This window comes from Verrucomicrobiia bacterium, assembly GCA_026414565.1.
GTDB lineage: Bacteria > Verrucomicrobiota > Verrucomicrobiia > Limisphaerales > Fontisphaeraceae > Fontisphaera.
On sequence record JAOAIT010000020.1, the window covers coordinates 1 to 16,484 of the forward strand.

Sequence of the window (16,484 nt, forward strand, 5' to 3'; positions counted from 1 at the left end):
CCTCAGCCCGACCACCGTCGAGGACAACCCCCACACCCTCCGGGACACCCAACGCTTCGAACACCCACGCCTCCAATGGGGCACCCGCAAACTCGAACTCTGGAAACGTGAACCCCGCGCCCGCCTCACCGTGCGCTTCAACCGCCTCTCCTCCTTCGACCCGGAACTGCTCTGCATCGTCACCCCCCTCCCCTGCGATGGCTCCCTTCCCCGCCTCAGCAGCGGCGGCCTGCCCTTTACCCCATTCACCGACCAACTGCCCGGCACCTGCCGCGACTATTTCGCCATAGACGGCTGGGCGCACTACGCCCTCCCCGAGGGCAGTTGGCTCTGGATCACCCGCGATGCCCCGCTCATCACCCTCGACGGCCCCCACCCCAAAGCCCGCCTCGCCGAGCCCCCTCCCCGCACCGCCCGCCTCCTCGCCATCGTCTATGACAACTTCTGGTACACCAATTTCCAGGGCGACAGCCCCGGCGTCATGGAATTCCAATTTGATCTCGTCTGGCGGCCCCGCCTCGAAAACGACGCCGCCGCCGACTCCCTCGCCAATGCCCTCATCACCGACCCCGTCCTCGTTATCAACCCCCCGTTGCCGGAACATCCCGCCGTCCTGCAACGCCTGTTCCAACCCTGATTCCACTACCATGAGAAAACCCCACGGCCCCCGCCACCAACCCGCCTCTCCCCGCCCTCCCGCCTCAGTTGTATTATAATAAGATATTTAGAATATCCCATTGACTTTTTCCTCATTAAGCATAAGGTTATATCCGATTCGGGTGGCAGTACGTTTCTTCAGCGGGGTCCCCCACCCCCACCTCCTTGGCGTCTGTTGCCCGAATCACTTTTTTTATTCCCATTTTCATTTTTTCCTGTTGACGCCTCTCCCGGCCTTGCATACTTTTCTCGTCCCCAATGCGGGGGCGTAGCTCAATTGGTTAGAGCGCTGCCCTGTCACGGCAGAGGTTACGGGTTCGAGCCCCGCCGCTCCCGCCATTATTTTTTGGCGCACCCCCGCTCCTCCCCCCAAGATTTTGCTTTTGCCCGCCCCACCTCTTGTTTGTAATGGCGGCGCATGACCATGGTTCAGATGTCCCTGCCGGGCACGCTGCGCGCCTTGCTGACTTTGGGGCGGGTTTCCAACCTCCCCACCGTCTGGTCCAACTGCCTGGCGGGCTGGCTCCTGGGCGGCGCCGGCGACTGGCACCTCTTCGCCGTGGTCCTCACCGGCGCCAGCAGCCTCTACTTGGGCGGTGTCTTCCTCAACGATGCCTTGGACACCTCCTGGGACCGCCAATTCCGCCCGGAGCGTCCCATCCCCAGCGGCCACATCAGCGAATGGCTCGTCTGGGCCTTGAGTTTTGCGCTCCTTGCCTCGGGCCTGCTCGTCCTGTCCCTCATCCATTGGCGCCTCTTCCAGTTCGCCTGGGGCCTGGTCCTGGCCATTCTGGCCTACAACCTCTGGCACAAGCGCGTCCGCTGGGCCCCCCTCCTCATCGGCCTTTGCCGCGCCCTCGTGGTGCTCATGGCCGCCAGCGCCGCCCATTTCGGGCCGGACGGTTTGACCGTCTGGGCCTCAATCGCCCTGGGGGTTTACGTCGCCGGTCTCTCCTGGATCGCCCGCGGCGAAAGCCAGCCCCAGGGCGCGGGTTACTGGCCCAGCGTGCTGCTCTTTGCCCCCATCGCCCTCTGCCTGCTGGTCAATGATGGAGCCTACGGCAAGCAGGGATTGCTCCTGGCCTTCGTGCTATTTGGCTGGTTGCTGGGCTGCCTGATCACCGCCTACGGCGCCCCTCTTCCCCGCCGCAAAGAAGCCGTGGCCAGATTGCTGGCCGGCATCGTGTTGGTGGACCTCGCCGCCGTGGGGCCCGTGTTTCCCGACATGGTGTTGTTTTTCCCCGCCCTCTTTTTGCTCACCCTCGTGCTGCAGCGCTTTGTCCCCGCGACCTGACCCCCGCCGCTCAATCCAGCCCCGTGAAGGAAAGCGCCTCCTCCAGCCACGTGTCCGTTTTAAGCACGCCCCGCCGCTGATGAAACGCCAGGCGCTGCGCCGAATACTGCGCCTGTTTGATCAACCCGGCGGCCGCCTTCTCCCACCCCGGCGTCCCGGCCGCCGCCATCCGTTGCACCGCGCGCTTCAATGGCGCCGGCACAAACCGCCGCAGCAGCTCATCCTCCAGACTCACAAACGCCTGCGCCGTGCCGGGATCCCCCTGCCGCCCCGCCCGCCCAAATAATTGCCGGTCCACCCGCCCCGATTCATGCCGCTCCGTCGCAATCACAAACAAGCCCCCCAGCTCCGCCACCCCCGCCGCCAGCTTGATATCCGTGCCGCGGCCGGCCATGTTGGTGGCAATGGTGATCTTGCCGCGCTCGCCCGCCTCCGCAATGATTTGCGCCTCCTCCTGATGCCGCGCCGCGTTGAGCACCCGATGATTCAAACCGCGCGCCTGCAACAACTGCGACAAATGCTCGCTTGCCGTCACACTCCGCGTCCCCACCAGCAACGGCCGCCCCGTTTGATGTATCGCCGCCACCGTCTCCGCAATCGCCTCCCACTTCTCCTCTTCCGTGCGAAAAATGCGATCCGGCAACTGCTGCCGGATGCACGGGCGGTTGGTGGGTATCGTGATCAGCGGCAGGCGGTAGATCTGCCAAAACTCCGCCGCCGCCTCCCGCGCCGTCCCCGTCATCCCGCACAGTCGGTAAAAACACCGGAAAAACCGCTGAAAACTCATGCGCGCCGCCGTCTCGCTCGGGCTGGACACCGCCAGTTTCTCCTTGGCCTCAATCGCCTGGTGCATCCCCTCGCGCCACGTGCGGTTGGGCATCACCCGGCCCGTGAACTCGTCCACAATCATGATCTTCCCGTCCACCACCAAATACTCCTTCCCCGGCCGAAACAGCTCCCGCGCACTCAACGCCTGCTTGATCAACTCCTCCCGCCGCTCCTGATTGCGCCAGAAACCCGGCAACCGCCGGCACTCCGCGGCAATGCGCTCCCGCCCCGCAGCCGTCAGTTCAATTTCACGATAGCGCCAGTTCACCGTGTAATCCTCCCCCGCCTGCAGGTGTTGCACCATCTCATGCGCCACCATCACCGCCTCATGCAATATCGGATTTTCCCGCGGTATGGAGATGATCAACGGCGTCACCGCTTCATCAATCAGGACACTGTCCGCCTCGTCAATGATCGCCGTGTGCAATCCGCGCAACACCAGCCCCTGCGCCGGCTGCGCCCGGCTGTGCATGAGCTGCCGCAACAACCGCCGCGTCGCATTCTGCAATTCCCCCAGCCGCAGCCGGTCCCGCAAGAAATCCGCCAGCAGCTCCTTGCTCGTGGTGTAGGTCACATCCGCCGCGTATCCCTGCCGCCGCGCCTCCGGCTCCATCGGCCCGGTCACACACCCCACCCGCACCCCCGCAAAACGATACAACGGCCCCAGCCATTCGGCATCGCGCTCCACCAGATAATCGTTCACCGTGACAATATGGCAGGGCCGCCGTGTCCACCCCGCCAACACCGCCGCACAGGCCGCCGTCAGCGTCTTGCCCTCGCCGGTGGCCATCTCGGTCAAAAACCCCCGATACAGCGCCAGCGTGCCCATGAGCTGCACCAGATAAGGCCGCATCCCCGTCTGCCGATCGGCCGCCTCCCGCACCGCCGCCAGCGCCTGCCGCACCACCTCCGCAGCCGGCTCGGGCTCCCGCCGGAAATGCTCCCGAAACTCCTGCAACCTCTCCCGCAACCTCCCCTCCGGCAGCGTCCGCCATGTCCCCGCCATCGCCTCAATCTTCTCGGCCTCCTGCCGCAGCTCCGTCAGCCCCTGCCGCATCCGCCGGATCCGCCCGCTCCACGCATCCACCACCGCATCCAGCCCGGTCAACAACTTGGCCGGCCGCTTGAAGCGGGTCAGATGCTGAATCTGGGTGGGGGTCAGGTTCAAAGCTGGTATCGCTTTTGCAGAAGCTGCCACAACGCGCGCATCGCCCGCGGCAGCAAGGGTTCCCGCCCAACCTCAAATCGCGCCTTGCCGGTCCGCCCGTGATACAACACCGCCTCCGACGGCGCCTCCACCCTCCCAATCACATTGAAAAACGGCTCGGCCGCCAGCCGCCCCTGACGATCCTGCGTGGACACCGGCATCTCCCCGCCGCCCGCCCAGCCCAACGCCACCGTGGGCAGCACATACTGCGCCCCGGGAATAATCCGCAATTCCTGCACCCGCAAATTCAAGCCCCCCTGCCCAAACAACCGCACCTCCGCCCGTTGATGCAGCCGCCCAAACAGCCGATCCACCTCCTCCTGTCGCACCGTCGCCGAAAACTCAAACGCATTGGTATTGATGACCAGTCCCAGCGCGCTCCCCTTCGGCAGCCACCGCCCCGGCATCTCTTCGGCCCGCGGCAATGTCCACCAGCCCGACACCCGCGCCCGCACCACCAGATTGCTTCGATCCTCCTCCAACCGTTGCAAAAGCTGCCGCGCCGAATCCAGCCGCCCCTGCAGGGGCGCCAGACTCGCGGCATCCAGCGACAACGCCGCCCGATACCGCGCCTCGGTCTCCGCCTGCGACGCCCGCGCGGCCGCCAGCGCCATGTCCAGCTCGGGATTCTCCAGCTCCACCAGCGGCTGCCCCGCCTCCACCCATTGTCCCGGCTGCGCCAGCAACGCCCTGACCCGCCCCGCGCTCAACGCCGAAACCATGTTCCACTCCCGCGCCAGCACCACCCCCGGCGCCCGAAAATGACTGGGAAAAGGTATGAACTGAAAAAACGCAATCAGCAGCGCCACCCCCCCCACACTCACCATCACCGCCCGCGGCCGGCACCTTTCCAACTTGGGGCTGCTGGCCAGATAATGGATGAACTTGCCCAGGGGAACGATGATCCACGAAATGAAGCACACCACCGCCATCAATATCCCCAAAAACAAAAAACGATCCGCCACAAACAACAGGATGCCCCCAAACACAATCACCCGGTAAATCGCGCTGCCAATGCCAAAAACCGTGAGCCAGAATTTCTCCCGCGCCGACTGGCTCGGACTTTCCGATTGCTTCACGCCCAGCAAATAATGCTCAAACAAATGCCGCAAATGTTGAAACGACTTCTGATACAGGTTCGGAATGTCCAGCAAGTCCGACAAAATATAATACCCATCAAACCGCAGCAGCGGATTGAGGTTGAACACCAGCGTCGAAACCGACGCAATAAACACCAGATTGTAACACAGGCTGTGCACCAACCCCGCCCCCGTCTTGGCCCACACCATCATCGCCACCGCCGCCACGAACAGCTCCACCATCATCCCCGCCGCCCCCACCAGCGCCCGCTGCCACCGGCTCCGAAACCCCCAACTCGACGTGGCATCCATGTAAGGCACCGGCGTGAACACCAGCAGTTGCACCCCCATCACCGGCACCTCCCCCCCAAACCGCCGGCAAAAATAGGCATGCCCAAACTCGTGCAACGTCTTGACCATCACCATCGCCAGATACAGCAACGGCAGCTTCGCCGGCTCCAAAATCCCCTGCGACTGCTCCCGCAGCGCCGCAAAGTTTTCCACCGCCAGCTTCAGCCCGTACCCCACCACCACCAGCCACACCACCGCCCCAAACCAGCTCAGCATCGGCCTCACCACCGGCAGCGTCCACCGCAAAAAACGATCCGGATTCAACAGCGGAATCCGCATGAACATCACCTGCAGCAGCGTGGCGCGCGTCTGCCGCTGCCGTGTCTTTTTGTACCGCTCAAACAGCCGCGCCGCATCCGCCGCCACGTCGTACTGCAACAGATTCGCATAATACAACTGCGACAGCAGCCGGATCACCGCCTCCTGCCCCGGCGCCGTCTCGGGAAACTTCTCCAGACACTCCTTCCACGCCTCCTCCACCGTCCGATCCGGCCGCAGCCGCGCCACCAACTCATACGCCTCCGGACGCAGCCGGAAGTATTGGTTGTTGAACGGATTCTCCAGTACAATCCACCGCTCGCCCCGGTACACCTGCCGCCGCACCCGCACCCCGGGCCGCAGGCATATCTTCTGATTCGCCACGCGGTACCACGATTCGCTGAAGGTTTTGCCGGCCTCGCTCATAACCACTCCGGGGGCGCGCTCACCACCACAGCCACAGCCGCAGAAAATCCACCGTGCGATGCGTCGCGATCCACAACAAACTCCGCCGCCCCGCGTCGAGCTTGCATACACCGCTCATCCCCGGCCGCCACCAGTCCGGCCGGTTCGCCTCCACAATGTCGCAGCGCGCCAGAAATACATTGGCCCCCTCCTTGGGCACCGCCGCCGGCTCCAGCCGGTTCAGCCGCACCGCATATTTCAACTTGGGCTGGCTGATGAACGCAATCTGGCCCGTCGCCCGGGCCTGTACCTCATGGATGTCCCGCTCCGGAATCTCGGCCTCCACATACAACTTGGAGGTCTCCGCAATCTTGATCAGCGTCTCCCCCTGATCCACCGGCGCCCCGATCCGCTCCCGTAAATCTCCCTCCGTCACCACCCCGGCAAACGGCGCCCGCAGCGTGGCCTGCTCCAGCCGGTACCGCACCAGCTCCAGGCGCGCCCGCGCCTGCTCCAGTTGCGCCTCCGCCACCCGCATCTCCGCCAGCGCCTTGGCCGCCCGGGCCCGCTCGGCCTCCCGCTGGTAACGCACCATCTCCGCCGCCGCCGCCGCCTGCTCCAACAACAAATCATCAGTGTTCAACTGCAACACCGGCTGCCGGTTGGTCACGGCATCCCCCGGCCGCACCGGCGCCTCCTTGATAAACCCCTTGAACGGCGCCGCCAGATAGGCCACTTCCTCGGCCCGCAAGATGAACTTCGCCTCCACCCGGTAGGGCACCTTCAGAAAAATCAACAGCAGCACCAACACCGCCACCGTCAGCCCCAGCAGCTTCGCCCACGTATGCTCCGGCCCGATCAGCTCCGCCGCCTTCTCCCGCGTGGCCGCCGCCAGCCGCGCCCCCCACCAGCGATCCGCCTTTTTCAAATCTTCCAGCCGCCGGCTCGCCTGATCGGCGATCAGCCGCAACTGCTGCAGCTCCTCTGCGGTAAACGCCCCCTGCTGCCGCTCGCACGTCATCACCGCTATCCCCCGCTCCTCCACCCGCACCGGAATCGAAGCCAGATGCCCCACCTTCTGCTCCTGGGCAAACTTCTCATGATCCCGCCACACAAACGTGGCCCCCTCCGGCGCCGGGTAGAGAATCTCCTCGTCCTGATCCAGCGCCTCCTCCATCACCGCCTCCAGCGCGCTCACCGCCGCCATCTTCTTGTCAAACCGTTCCGTCCGGCTCATCGCCTGCAACCGCACATACCCCCCCTCCACCCATCCCAAACTCACCCGGTCGCATCGAAATCGCGTGGCCACCGCATTGCACAACGCCAGCGCCGCCGCCAAAAAGCGTTTCTCCGCATTAAACTCCGCCAAAATGTCCAGCACCGTCGCAAACTTCTCCACATCCGCCCGCGCCTTCTCCCCCGCCCGGTTGGCCGCGTAACTCATCGGCACATCCGCCACCAGCGTCAGCCGCCGCAACGCCTCCTCCGCCTGCGCCGGCGTGGCCTCAGGCAGCAAAAAAGCCCCAATGCACGGCGCCTCCGGCTCCGGCAACTGCAATCGCACCGCCACCCCGTGCGGCGCCGCGGCCCCTTTGCCCCCACGCCCCATCGCCCGCACTGAACCGCCCTTCTCCTGGCACTCCTCCGCCAGCTCCAGCCACTCCTGCGTAAACACCGCGCTCAACGTCTCCGGCCGATGGCCCGATGCCCACTCGCCCAGCTTCCGCCACTCCGCCTTGCCTTCGGTGCTTTTCCGCAGCAACAACCCCCGGCACGCGCCCGTCAGCTCGCCGCTGGCCGCCAAAAAGGCCGGCCAGAACGCCGTCGGCGGCCCGGCAAAAGACCGCAACGTCGCCCAGCCCGCCGTGCCGCGCGGCACCTCCGTGGCCTTCAGTTGTTCATTCCCTCCGCTCATGGAGCCTCCGGGAGATGCATCAGCCCGGCCACCCCCGGACGAATTTTGCCTTGGGGATTCTCAAACAACACCTTGACCTTGAGCAGCCCGCTGGCCGGATCCACCACCGGCGACACAAACGCCACCTCCCCCGTCACGCTCAGACTCTGCCGCCCCGCCGGCAGCTCCAGCTTGATCCGCTGGCCCGCCGCCAGCGCCGCCCCCGCCCGCGCCTCCACATTCGCCACAAAATAACACTGCCGCGTGTCCACCAGCCGCACCAGCGGCTCCTGCGCCTTGCAATCCTCCCCCGCCTTCCGCATCAGCTCCACCACATACCCGCTCTGCGGCGCCGTGATCACCCGCTTCCGCAACTGCTCCAGCGCCATCTCGTACTCGATCTTCTCCCGCGCCTCGGCCAGTTGCAGTTTGTCATGCTCCGCCACCGCCTGCTTGTACTCCAGCTCCTTCTTCAACAACTGCTCCTTGCTCACCGACTTCGACGTCTCAAACAGCTTGCGCGTCGCCTCCAAATCCATCTTCAGCATCTCCATCTGCGCCGCCGCCGCCGTCAGCTCCGCCTTGCTCTCGCTCAGAATCCGCCGGCGCTCCACCTCCAGCTCCTCCTGCCGCTTCTCCAGCTCCAATATCGCCGTCCCCGACTCCATGAAATCCCCCTCCTTCACCAGGATTTTGGCAATCGTCCCCGGCACCGACGCGCTGATCACCAGATCATGCAACGGCTCGGTAATCCCCTCCACCGTGGCCGCCGGGACGGCCCCCGCCCTTGCCAGCCAGGCCGCCATCAACACCCCCGCCGCCAGCCGCCGCAGACGATGGGCGTACGCTTCGTTGATCATCATCATAGCTTAATTCAGGGTTGGCGCGGGGGCAAAGTCGCCGGAGGAATCGGCGGCGCCGCCTGCCGGCGCAGCTCATACTCCCGCTGCACCTGCTCCAAAAATTCCGCATACGCCTGCGGCGTGATCTTGCCGCTCCGCAGCAGCGCCCGCGTCCGATGCGCCAGATCCGACTGGCTCAGCTCCAGATTCCGCGCCTGCAACACCATCCCCACCGACTGCTCCAAATCCAGCACCGCCCGCTTGAACCGCACCTGGCTTTGCACCAGCCCCAGCCGCGCCTCAAACAAATCCTGCTCCGTCTCCAGCACCGTCCGGCTGTCCGTCTTCCCCACTTCCAGCCGGTCCAGTTGCGACTTCAGCAGGTTTTGATTGAACTCCACCACCTTGGCGTACCGGGCAATGTTGTCGTAATACGAATCGGCCGTCTTGTGCGCCGCATCAATCAGGTTGTCCAACTGCACCCGCAACGTCTGCAGCGCCAGCAGCGTGTTCTGCCGCCGCAACCGCGCCGCCTCCAATTCCTTGCGCGCCTTCAGGTTGCCCCCCAGCGGCACCCGCAGCTCCACCCCCAGCATCCACGCCGGATAATCATGCGCCTCCAGATTCCGCCAGATGCCCTGATAATTCGGATGAATGTCGCTCGAGCCGTAGCTCGCCTTCAAGTCCAGTTGCGGCAGCCGTTGATTCTTCGCAAAATTGATCCGCACCCCGTCCAGCGCCAGTTGATGCCGCAGCGACAACGCATCCGGATTAAGCTGATCCGCCAGCGTCCGAAAGTACAACGGATCACTGGTCATCGGCCCCGCCTTCGGTTCATCCACCGCCACCAGACGATCATGCGGCCCCAGCACCGAACTCGAACAAAATATCATCGCCCGATTGGCCGCCTCATACAGCTTCTGCCGCGCCTCGTTGGCCAGCGCCTGCCGCTGCGCCAGCCCCGCCTCCGCCTGCAACACGTCCAGCTCCGCCCCCTTCCCCACCGCCAGCTTCGCCTGGTTGTCCGCCAGCAGCGTCTGCGCCACCGCCACCGAATCCGTGCTGAACGCGTATTGCTGCTGCGCCAGATACACATCCCAATACGCCGCCTCCGCCCGCGCCACAATCTCGATCAGCGCCTTGCGGTATTCCTGAAACGTAATCTCCGAGTTGATCGCCGCCGCCCGCAGATTGGCCAGCGTCGCCGCATAACCAAAATCCTTCAACAACGGCTGCGTCAGCGCCAGGCTCAGCGTGGACAAATACTCCCCGTCCGGAAAGTTCGCCTGGTTCAGATTGTTCCGCAGCTCATTCAGCCGGTAGCCCAGTTGCACCTTCGCCCCCGAAGGCGTGATCATCTCCACCCCGGAATCGTAACGATTGTTCCGCTCGTTAAATAGGGTGGCAAAAAACAAATTCCGCTTCTGCTCCTCCGTCAGCGCATTGCGCCGATCCTCATGCGTGAACGAGGTCACCCACGCCGGCTCAAACAATCCCTTCTGCGCCTCATACTGCTTGCGGCTGATCTGCACCTCCAGAATCTTCATCTGGATGTTCTCGTTGTTGGTCAGCACGCGCGCCAGAAACTCGTTCAACGTCAGCTTCAGCTCCGCCCCCTGACCCCCGGCCACCATGCACCAAAAAACGCACACCCCAACGACACACTTTCCCCACGCCATGTTGTCCATAATAATTGCTTTTCGCCTTGAGACTGAACTTGCCTTCAAAGCAAAAACTATACCCCCCCCTCTCTGCACCGTCAAAAAATATCCGCCCCCGCCTTCCCCCGCCCTCTTCAACCGCAGCCAGCCGCCCCCGGCCTCACGCCTCAATCCCGTAAACCTTGATCTTGTTGTACAGCGTCTGCCGCCCTATCCCCAGCCGCCGCGCCGCTTCCACTTTGTTCCCCCCCGTCTCCTGCAACACCTTCAAAATGGTGTTCCGCTCCATCGCATCCATCAAACTCAGGCCCTCCGGCGCACTCTCCTCCTCCGCATGCCCAATGGACAAATCCCCCGCTTCAATCAGCGGCCCCCCGGCGATCAACACCGCCCGCTGCACCTCGTTCTGCAACTGCCGCACATTCCCCGGCCAGTCAAAGCTCCGCAACCGCTGCGCCGCCTCGGCGGAAAACCCCGTAAATGTGCGCCCCGCCTGCGCCGCAAAGCGCTGCAAAAACGCATTCGCCAGCGGCAAAATGTCCTCCCGCCGATCCCGCAGCGGCGGCAGCGTCAGCGTGATCGTCGAAATCCGGTAATACAAATCCTCCCGCAGTTTCCCCGTCCGAATGGCCTCCTGGATCGGCCGGTTGGTCGCCGCAATAATCCGGCAATTTATCGTATAACTCGTCCGCCCCCCCACCGGACGCACCTCCTTGTCCTGCAACACCCGCAGCAGCTTGCTCTGCGTGTCCACCGGCATCTCCGATATCTCATCCAGCAACAGCGTCCCCCCCTCCGCCTGCCGAAACAATCCCACCCGATCCGCCGTGGCCCCCGTAAACGCCCCCTTCACCGACCCGAACAACTCACTCTCAATCAATTCCCGCGGCAGCGCCGCGCAGTTCACCTTCACAAACGGTTTGGCCGCCCGCGGGCTGAGATTATGAATCAAATCCGCAATCACCTCCTTGCCCGTCCCGCTCTCCCCCACAATAAACACCGACACATCGCTCCCCGCCACCTTCTCCACCATTTTCACCACCGCCTTCATCGCCGCGCTCTGAAACACCGGCGCCGCCCCCCCGCTCATCGTGGACAACGCCTGCCGCAACTGGCTGGCCTGCTCCTGCAGACTCTTGTGCTCCAGCGCCCGCCCCACATTCACCACCAGCGCCGCCGGATCAAACGGCTTCTCCTGAAACCCGTACGCCCCCATCTTCGTCGCCCGCACCGCCGCCTCAATCGTCGCATACCCCGTCATGATCAGCACCTCCGTCCCCGGCCATTCCCGCTTGATCACCGGCAGCAAATCCAGCCCCTCCGCATCCGGCAGCCGCAAATCCAGCAGCACCAAATCCGGCGCCCGCTCCTCCCCCAGCCGCCGCCGCAGCGCCGCCCCGGAATCACACTCCTGCACTTGGTACCCTTCCTCGCTTAATATCGCGCGCACCAGGTCACGGATCTCCGCCGTGTCATCCACCACCAATACGCTGGCACTCATAATACCTTTCCTCACCCGGCCCCGGCGCCGCCGCCAACCACCCCTGGCAGCCGCCCGCAGCCTCCGGGCTTGACTCAAGCCTCGATACGATAAGCCTTCATTTTTAATTGAAAAGTCTGCCGTCCCATGTGCAGCCGCCGCGCCGCCTCGGCCACGTCCCCACCCGTCGCCTCCAACGCCTGCACCATCGCCTTCCGCTCCATCACCTCCAGCAACCCCAATTCCCCCTGCCCGCCCCCCGCCTGCGGGGCAATCGTCAAATCCTCCGCCCCCACCCAGTCCCCCTGCGCCATCAACACCGCCCGCTGCACCTCATTCTGCAACTGCCGCACATTCCCCGGCCAGTCACACTGCCGCAGCGCCTCCTGCGCCCGCGCCGTAAATCCCGCAAATGTCCGCCCCGACTGGCTCCCGTACCGCTCCAGAAACGCCCGCGCCAGCGGCAGGATATCCTCCCGCCGCTCCCGCAACGGCGGCACCTCCAGCGTGATCTGCCCCAGCCGGTAAAAAAAGTCCTCCTTCAACTGGCCGCTCCGCAGCAGCTCCGCGCACGGCCGATTCGTCGTCGCCACCAGCCGGCAGCGCACGGCATATCCCCCCGTCCCCCCGGCGGGCTGCGCGATCCCATCCTGCAACACCCCCAACAACCGCCCCTGCACCTCCACCGGCAGGCTGCTGATCTCGTCCAGCAACAACGTCCCCTCTCCCGCCAGCCGCAAAAAACCCGGCTCCCGCCCAGCCTCCGCCCCCCCAAACAACAACTTGTCAAATTGATCCCGCGCCAGCGCCGGACAGTTGCATTTCACCAGCGGCTGCCCCGCCCGCGGCCCCAAATGATGCAGCATCCCCGCCACCACCTCCTTGCCCACCCCGCTCTCCCCCACAATCAACACCGGCAGCGAGCTGGCCGCCGCCCGCTCAATCAAGCGCACCAGCCGCTTCATTGGCTCGCTCTGAAACACCGGCGCCGTCTCCGCCCGCAACGTAAAACACACCTCCCGCAATCCCTCCGCCTCCAGCCGCAGCCGCCGGTGTTGCAGCGCATGCTCTACCTCCTGCAACAACGTGTTGGAATCAAACGGCTTGGGCAGAAAACCATACGCCCCCGCCTTCATCGCCTTCACCGCGTTCTCCACCGAACCATACCCCGTGATCACGATCACCTCCGTCCGCGGCCACGCCCGCAGCAGCTCCGGCATGATCTCCGTCCCCATCCCATCCCCCAGCACCAAATCCAGCAGCACCAGCTCGGGCGCCTCCTGCTCCCCCGCCTGCAGCCGCTGGCGCAACTGCGCCGCCGACTCCAGCTCCGACACCCGGTAATGCGCCCGCGTCAGCGCGCTCCGCACCAGCATCCGCAGCTCCATCGCATCATCCACCACCAGGACATGCTCATTCATAAGCCCTGCTCCTGCCTCTCTGTCTCCCGCCACTCCGGAAACCGCTCCCGGATCCGCGCCACCAGCCGCTTCTCATCCGCCGGTTGATACAGCCGACGCACCACCCGCCGCCGCACCGCATCCAGCAGCTCCAGCCAGTCCTCCAACGGCGGCTCCGCCACCCGCTGCCAGTTCTCATACCGCCGGCTCCGTTGAAAAAACAGCCACTCCCCCCCGCTCAACCGCGCAAACACCTCCACCTTCTCCCCCTCCGCGGTGCTCCGCCTCCATCCTATCTCCGCTTTGTTGCCCATGACCTACTCCCCCAGCTCCACCGCCGCCACCGCCATCGCCGCAATCCCCTCCCCCCGCCCAATAAATCCCAGCCCCTCATTCGTCGTCGCCTTGATCCCAATCACCTCCGGCCCCACCCCCAGCGCCGCCCCCAGATTCCTCTTCATCGCCCCCACATGCGGCCCCACCTTCGGCGCCTGCGCCACCAACGTCGCATCAATATTCACAATCCGCCCCCCGCGCGCCGCCACCTGCCGCGCCGCCTCCTCCAAAAAAATCCGGCTGGGCGCATCCTTCCACCGCGGATCCGTATTCGGAAAAAACTGCCCAATGTCCCCCAACCCCAACGCCCCCAAAACCGCATCGCAAATCGCATGCATCAACACATCCGCATCCGAATGTCCCGCCAGCCCTTTCTCGTAAGCAATCTCCACGCCCCCCAGCACACACCGCCGCCCCGCCACCAGCGGATGCACATCATATCCTATGCCCACACGTACCATGCCCCCACTATATCCCAGAGAAAACCCCTGAACCAAGGTTTTTTCCAAATCCGCCCCCTTTCCCCCCGCCCTCCCATCGCTTCTCCTTGAAATACCCTCACGCAACAGGCACATTGCGCTCATGCAAGGCCGCTTCGGCATCGCATGGTGGCTGGCCATCTTTTGGGCAATGGCCGCTCCTGCCTTTGCGCAAGCCTGGACCAAACTCCCCCGCACCACCCTCTTCGGCAACGAATACCTCTCCCTCGCCCAATGGGCCGATGCCTGTAAGTACGACCTCAAAACCCAGGGCGACTCCGCCATCCTCACCAGCCGCTGGAGCCGCCTCCTCTTCAAAGCCGACTCACGCCAGGCCGAAATCCGCGGCGTCCAGGTCCACCTCTCCGTCCCCGTCGCCAAACAGGGCGGCGAGTTCTACATTTCCTCCCTCGATGCCGCCACCGTCCTCCAACCCCTCCTCTTCCCCGTCAAATCCCCCAAAGTCTCCGTCCGCTCCGTCGCCATTGACGCCGGCCACGGCGGCAAAGACCCCGGCAACCTCGAAGGCAAATTCCAGGAAAAACGCTTCACCCTCCAACTGGCCGAAGAACTGCAATCCGCCCTCAAGGCCGCCGGCCTCAAAGCCACCCTCACCCGCAGCTCCGACACCTACCACGACCCCGCCGACCGCCCCGCCATCGCCCGCCGCCAAAAAGCCGACCTCCTCATCAGCCTTCACTACAATGCCGCCGCCGACACCTCCGTCCGCGGCCTCGAAACCTATTGCATGACCCCCGCCCGCGCCAGCTCCACCAACGCCCGCGGCGAAGGCGCCAACACCGGCGCCTACCCCGCCAACCAGTTCGACCCCCACAACGTCCTCCTCGCCTGGCACGTCCAGCAGGCCATGACCCACCAGTTGGGCCTCCCCGACCGCGGCGTCCGCCGCGCCCGCTTCGCCGTCCTCCGCTTCAGCACCACCCCCGCCATCCTCGTCGAAGCCGGCTTCATGTCCAACCCCGCCGATATGGCCCGCATCGCCGACGCCACCCACCGCAAAAAAATGGCCCAGGCCATCGCCTCCGGCATCCTGGCCTACAAAAAAGCCATCGAATCCCCATGACCCCGCGCCCTGCACGCCCCATCGGCATCTTCGATTCCGGCCTGGGCGGGCTTACCGTCGTCCGCGCCTTCCATCACGCCCTCCCCCACGAGGACATCGTCTATCTCGGCGACACCGCCCGCGTCCCCTACGGCACCAAATCCCCAGAAACCGTCATCCGCTTCGCCTGCGAAGACGCCCTCTTCCTCGAACGCCAAAAAGTCAAATGCATCGTCGTCGCCTGCAACACCGCCTCCGCCTGGGCCCTCAACGTCCTGGAAGACCAGTTTGACGTCCCCGTCTTCGGCGTCATCCAGCCCGGCGCCCGCGTCGCCGTCGAAAAAACCCGCAACCACCGCATCGGCGTCATCGCCACCGCCGCCACCATCCGCAGCCGCGCCTACCAAATCGCCCTCGCCGAGCTGTACCCCAAAGTCCGCGTCTTCCCCCAGGCCTGCCCCCTCCTCGTCCCCCTCATCGAGGAAGGCTGGACCTCCCACCGCATCACCGCCGAAATCCTCCGCGTTTACCTCGCCCCCCTCCTCCGCCACAAAATGGACACCCTCATCCTCGGCTGCACCCATTACCCCCTCATCAAAAACCTCATCCGCCGCCTCGCCGGACCCCGCGTCGTCCTCGTGGACTCCGCCGAATCCTGCGCCCAGCTCGTCAGCCAGCGCCTCGCCGCCCACGGCCTCCTCCATGACCGCCGCGACCGCCCCGGCCGCATCTTCCCCTACGTCACCGACGCCCCCGAGCAATTCGAAGCCCTCGCCGACCGCTTCCTCGGCTTCCCCATCGGCCAGGCCTGGAAAGTTGAGCTTCCCTCCCTCAAAAAACGCTGACATGCCCGATCGCTTCCTCCATGAACGCCGCCTGCTCCACGCCGGCTCCCGCCGCCTCGCCGGCGTGGACGAAGCCGGCCGCGGCGCCCTCGCCGGCCCCGTCGTCGCCGCCGCCGTCATCCTTCCTGCCCACTGGGCCTTCGCGGGCATCCCCCACCACCTCCGCGGCGTCAACGACTCCAAACAGCTTTCCCCCGCCCGCCGCGAGCACTTCTTTGAACTCCTCACCCACTCCCCGGACATCACCTTCGCCGTCGCCCTCATCGAGGCCGAAATCGTGGACCAAATCAACATCCTCAACGCCACCTCCCTCGCCATGCAACGCGCCGTCCAACACCTCCACCCGCCCCCGGACCATCTCCTCGTGGACGGCCACCCCGTCCCCCCTGTCTCTTATACACATCT

General features: G+C 64.9%; 11 protein-coding genes, 1 tRNA gene and 3 pseudogenes. 6 read left to right on the plus strand and 9 right to left on the minus strand.

The genetic code is table 11. From position 1 onward, the window contains the following. The 3 genes from N3J91_05675 to N3J91_05685 form a co-directional block, all read left to right on the plus strand. Positions 1 to 637, plus strand: a 637-nt coding sequence (locus N3J91_05675) for a hypothetical protein (GenBank protein MCX8155927.1), incomplete at its 5' end; no start/stop codon positions are given. A 282-nt stretch (positions 638 to 919) separates the two neighbouring features. Then, positions 920 to 996, plus strand: a tRNA-Asp gene (locus N3J91_05680). Positions 997 to 1,075: 79 nt separating this feature from the next. Then, on the plus strand, positions 1,076 to 1,951 hold the full coding sequence (locus N3J91_05685; GenBank protein MCX8155928.1) for a UbiA family prenyltransferase: 876 nt from the start codon (positions 1,076 to 1,078) through the stop codon (positions 1,949 to 1,951). 763 nt (positions 1,952 to 2,714) lie between these two features. Here the strand turns inward: N3J91_05685 and N3J91_05690 are convergent. From N3J91_05690 to ispF, 9 genes and pseudogenes are all read right to left on the minus strand, one after another. Beyond that, a pseudogene (locus N3J91_05690) lies at positions 2,715 to 3,785 on the minus strand (hypothetical protein). Positions 3,786 to 3,943: 158 nt separating this feature from the next. Beyond that, positions 3,944 to 6,100, minus strand: coding sequence for a biotin/lipoyl-binding protein (locus N3J91_05695; GenBank protein ID MCX8155929.1), 2,157 nt, complete (start codon positions 6,098 to 6,100; stop codon positions 3,944 to 3,946). A gap of 19 nt (positions 6,101 to 6,119) precedes the next feature. Continuing rightward, entirely contained in the window at positions 6,120 to 7,523 is a 1,404-nt protein-coding gene (locus tag N3J91_05700) for an HlyD family efflux transporter periplasmic adaptor subunit (protein MCX8155930.1), read from the minus strand. Positions 7,524 to 7,990: 467 nt separating this feature from the next. Then, a complete protein-coding gene (locus tag N3J91_05705) occupies positions 7,991 to 8,839 on the minus strand; it encodes an efflux RND transporter periplasmic adaptor subunit (GenBank protein ID MCX8155931.1) in 849 nt (282 codons plus the stop codon). Positions 8,840 to 9,102: 263 nt separating this feature from the next. Next, positions 9,103 to 10,362: pseudogene (locus N3J91_05710) on the minus strand (TolC family protein). 274 nt (positions 10,363 to 10,636) lie between these two features. Then, the gene (locus tag N3J91_05715; GenBank protein MCX8155932.1) at positions 10,637 to 11,977 is read right to left on the minus strand and encodes a sigma-54 dependent transcriptional regulator; all 1,341 of its coding nucleotides are present in this window, start codon (positions 11,975 to 11,977) and stop codon (positions 10,637 to 10,639) included. A 527-nt stretch (positions 11,978 to 12,504) separates the two neighbouring features. Continuing rightward, positions 12,505 to 13,332 (minus strand): annotated as a pseudogene (locus N3J91_05720) (sigma 54-interacting transcriptional regulator). Positions 13,333 to 13,373: 41 nt separating this feature from the next. Continuing rightward, entirely contained in the window at positions 13,374 to 13,670 is a 297-nt protein-coding gene (locus N3J91_05725; GenBank protein MCX8155933.1) for a hypothetical protein, read from the minus strand. 3 nt (positions 13,671 to 13,673) lie between these two features. Then, on the minus strand, positions 13,674 to 14,153 hold the full coding sequence (gene ispF / locus N3J91_05730) for a 2-C-methyl-D-erythritol 2,4-cyclodiphosphate synthase (protein MCX8155934.1): 480 nt from the start codon (positions 14,151 to 14,153) through the stop codon (positions 13,674 to 13,676). Positions 14,154 to 14,274: 121 nt separating this feature from the next. Between ispF and N3J91_05735 the strand changes: the two genes are divergently transcribed. The 3 genes from N3J91_05735 to N3J91_05745 form a co-directional block, all read left to right on the plus strand. Further along, entirely contained in the window at positions 14,275 to 15,255 is a 981-nt protein-coding gene (locus N3J91_05735; GenBank protein ID MCX8155935.1) for an N-acetylmuramoyl-L-alanine amidase, read from the plus strand. Continuing rightward, positions 15,252 to 16,079 (plus strand): glutamate racemase, encoded by an 828-nt coding sequence (gene murI / locus N3J91_05740; protein MCX8155936.1) that lies wholly within the window; start codon positions 15,252 to 15,254, stop codon positions 16,077 to 16,079. Before N3J91_05735 ends, murI begins: the two co-directional genes overlap by 4 nt. 1 nt (position 16,080) lies before the next feature. Next, a partial coding sequence (locus N3J91_05745) for a ribonuclease HII (protein MCX8155937.1) occupies positions 16,081 to 16,484 on the plus strand: 404 nt, incomplete at its 3' end.

Bases quoted from the DNA above. Each gene is read 5' to 3' on its own strand.
- N3J91_05685 (MCX8155928.1), top strand. From the start codon at position 1,076: ATGACCATGGTTCAGATGTCCCTGCCGGGCACGCTGCGCGCCTTGCTG.
- murI (MCX8155936.1), top strand. From the start codon at position 15,252: ATGACCCCGCGCCCTGCACGCCCCATCGGCATCTTCGATTCCGGCCTG.
- N3J91_05700 (MCX8155930.1), bottom strand. From the start codon at position 7,523: ATGAGTTACGCGGCCAACCGGGCGGGGGAGAAGGCGCGGGCGGATGTG.
- N3J91_05735 (MCX8155935.1), top strand. From the start codon at position 14,275: ATGCAAGGCCGCTTCGGCATCGCATGGTGGCTGGCCATCTTTTGGGCA.
- N3J91_05705 (MCX8155931.1), bottom strand. From the start codon at position 8,839: ATGATGATGATCAACGAAGCGTACGCCCATCGTCTGCGGCGGCTGGCG.
- N3J91_05715 (MCX8155932.1), bottom strand. From the start codon at position 11,977: ATGAGTGCCAGCGTATTGGTGGTGGATGACACGGCGGAGATCCGTGAC.
- ispF (MCX8155934.1), bottom strand. From the start codon at position 14,153: ATGGTACGTGTGGGCATAGGATATGATGTGCATCCGCTGGTGGCGGGG.
- N3J91_05725 (MCX8155933.1), bottom strand. From the start codon at position 13,670: ATGGGCAACAAAGCGGAGATAGGATGGAGGCGGAGCACCGCGGAGGGG.
- N3J91_05695 (MCX8155929.1), bottom strand. From the start codon at position 6,100: ATGAGCGAGGCCGGCAAAACCTTCAGCGAATCGTGGTACCGCGTGGCG.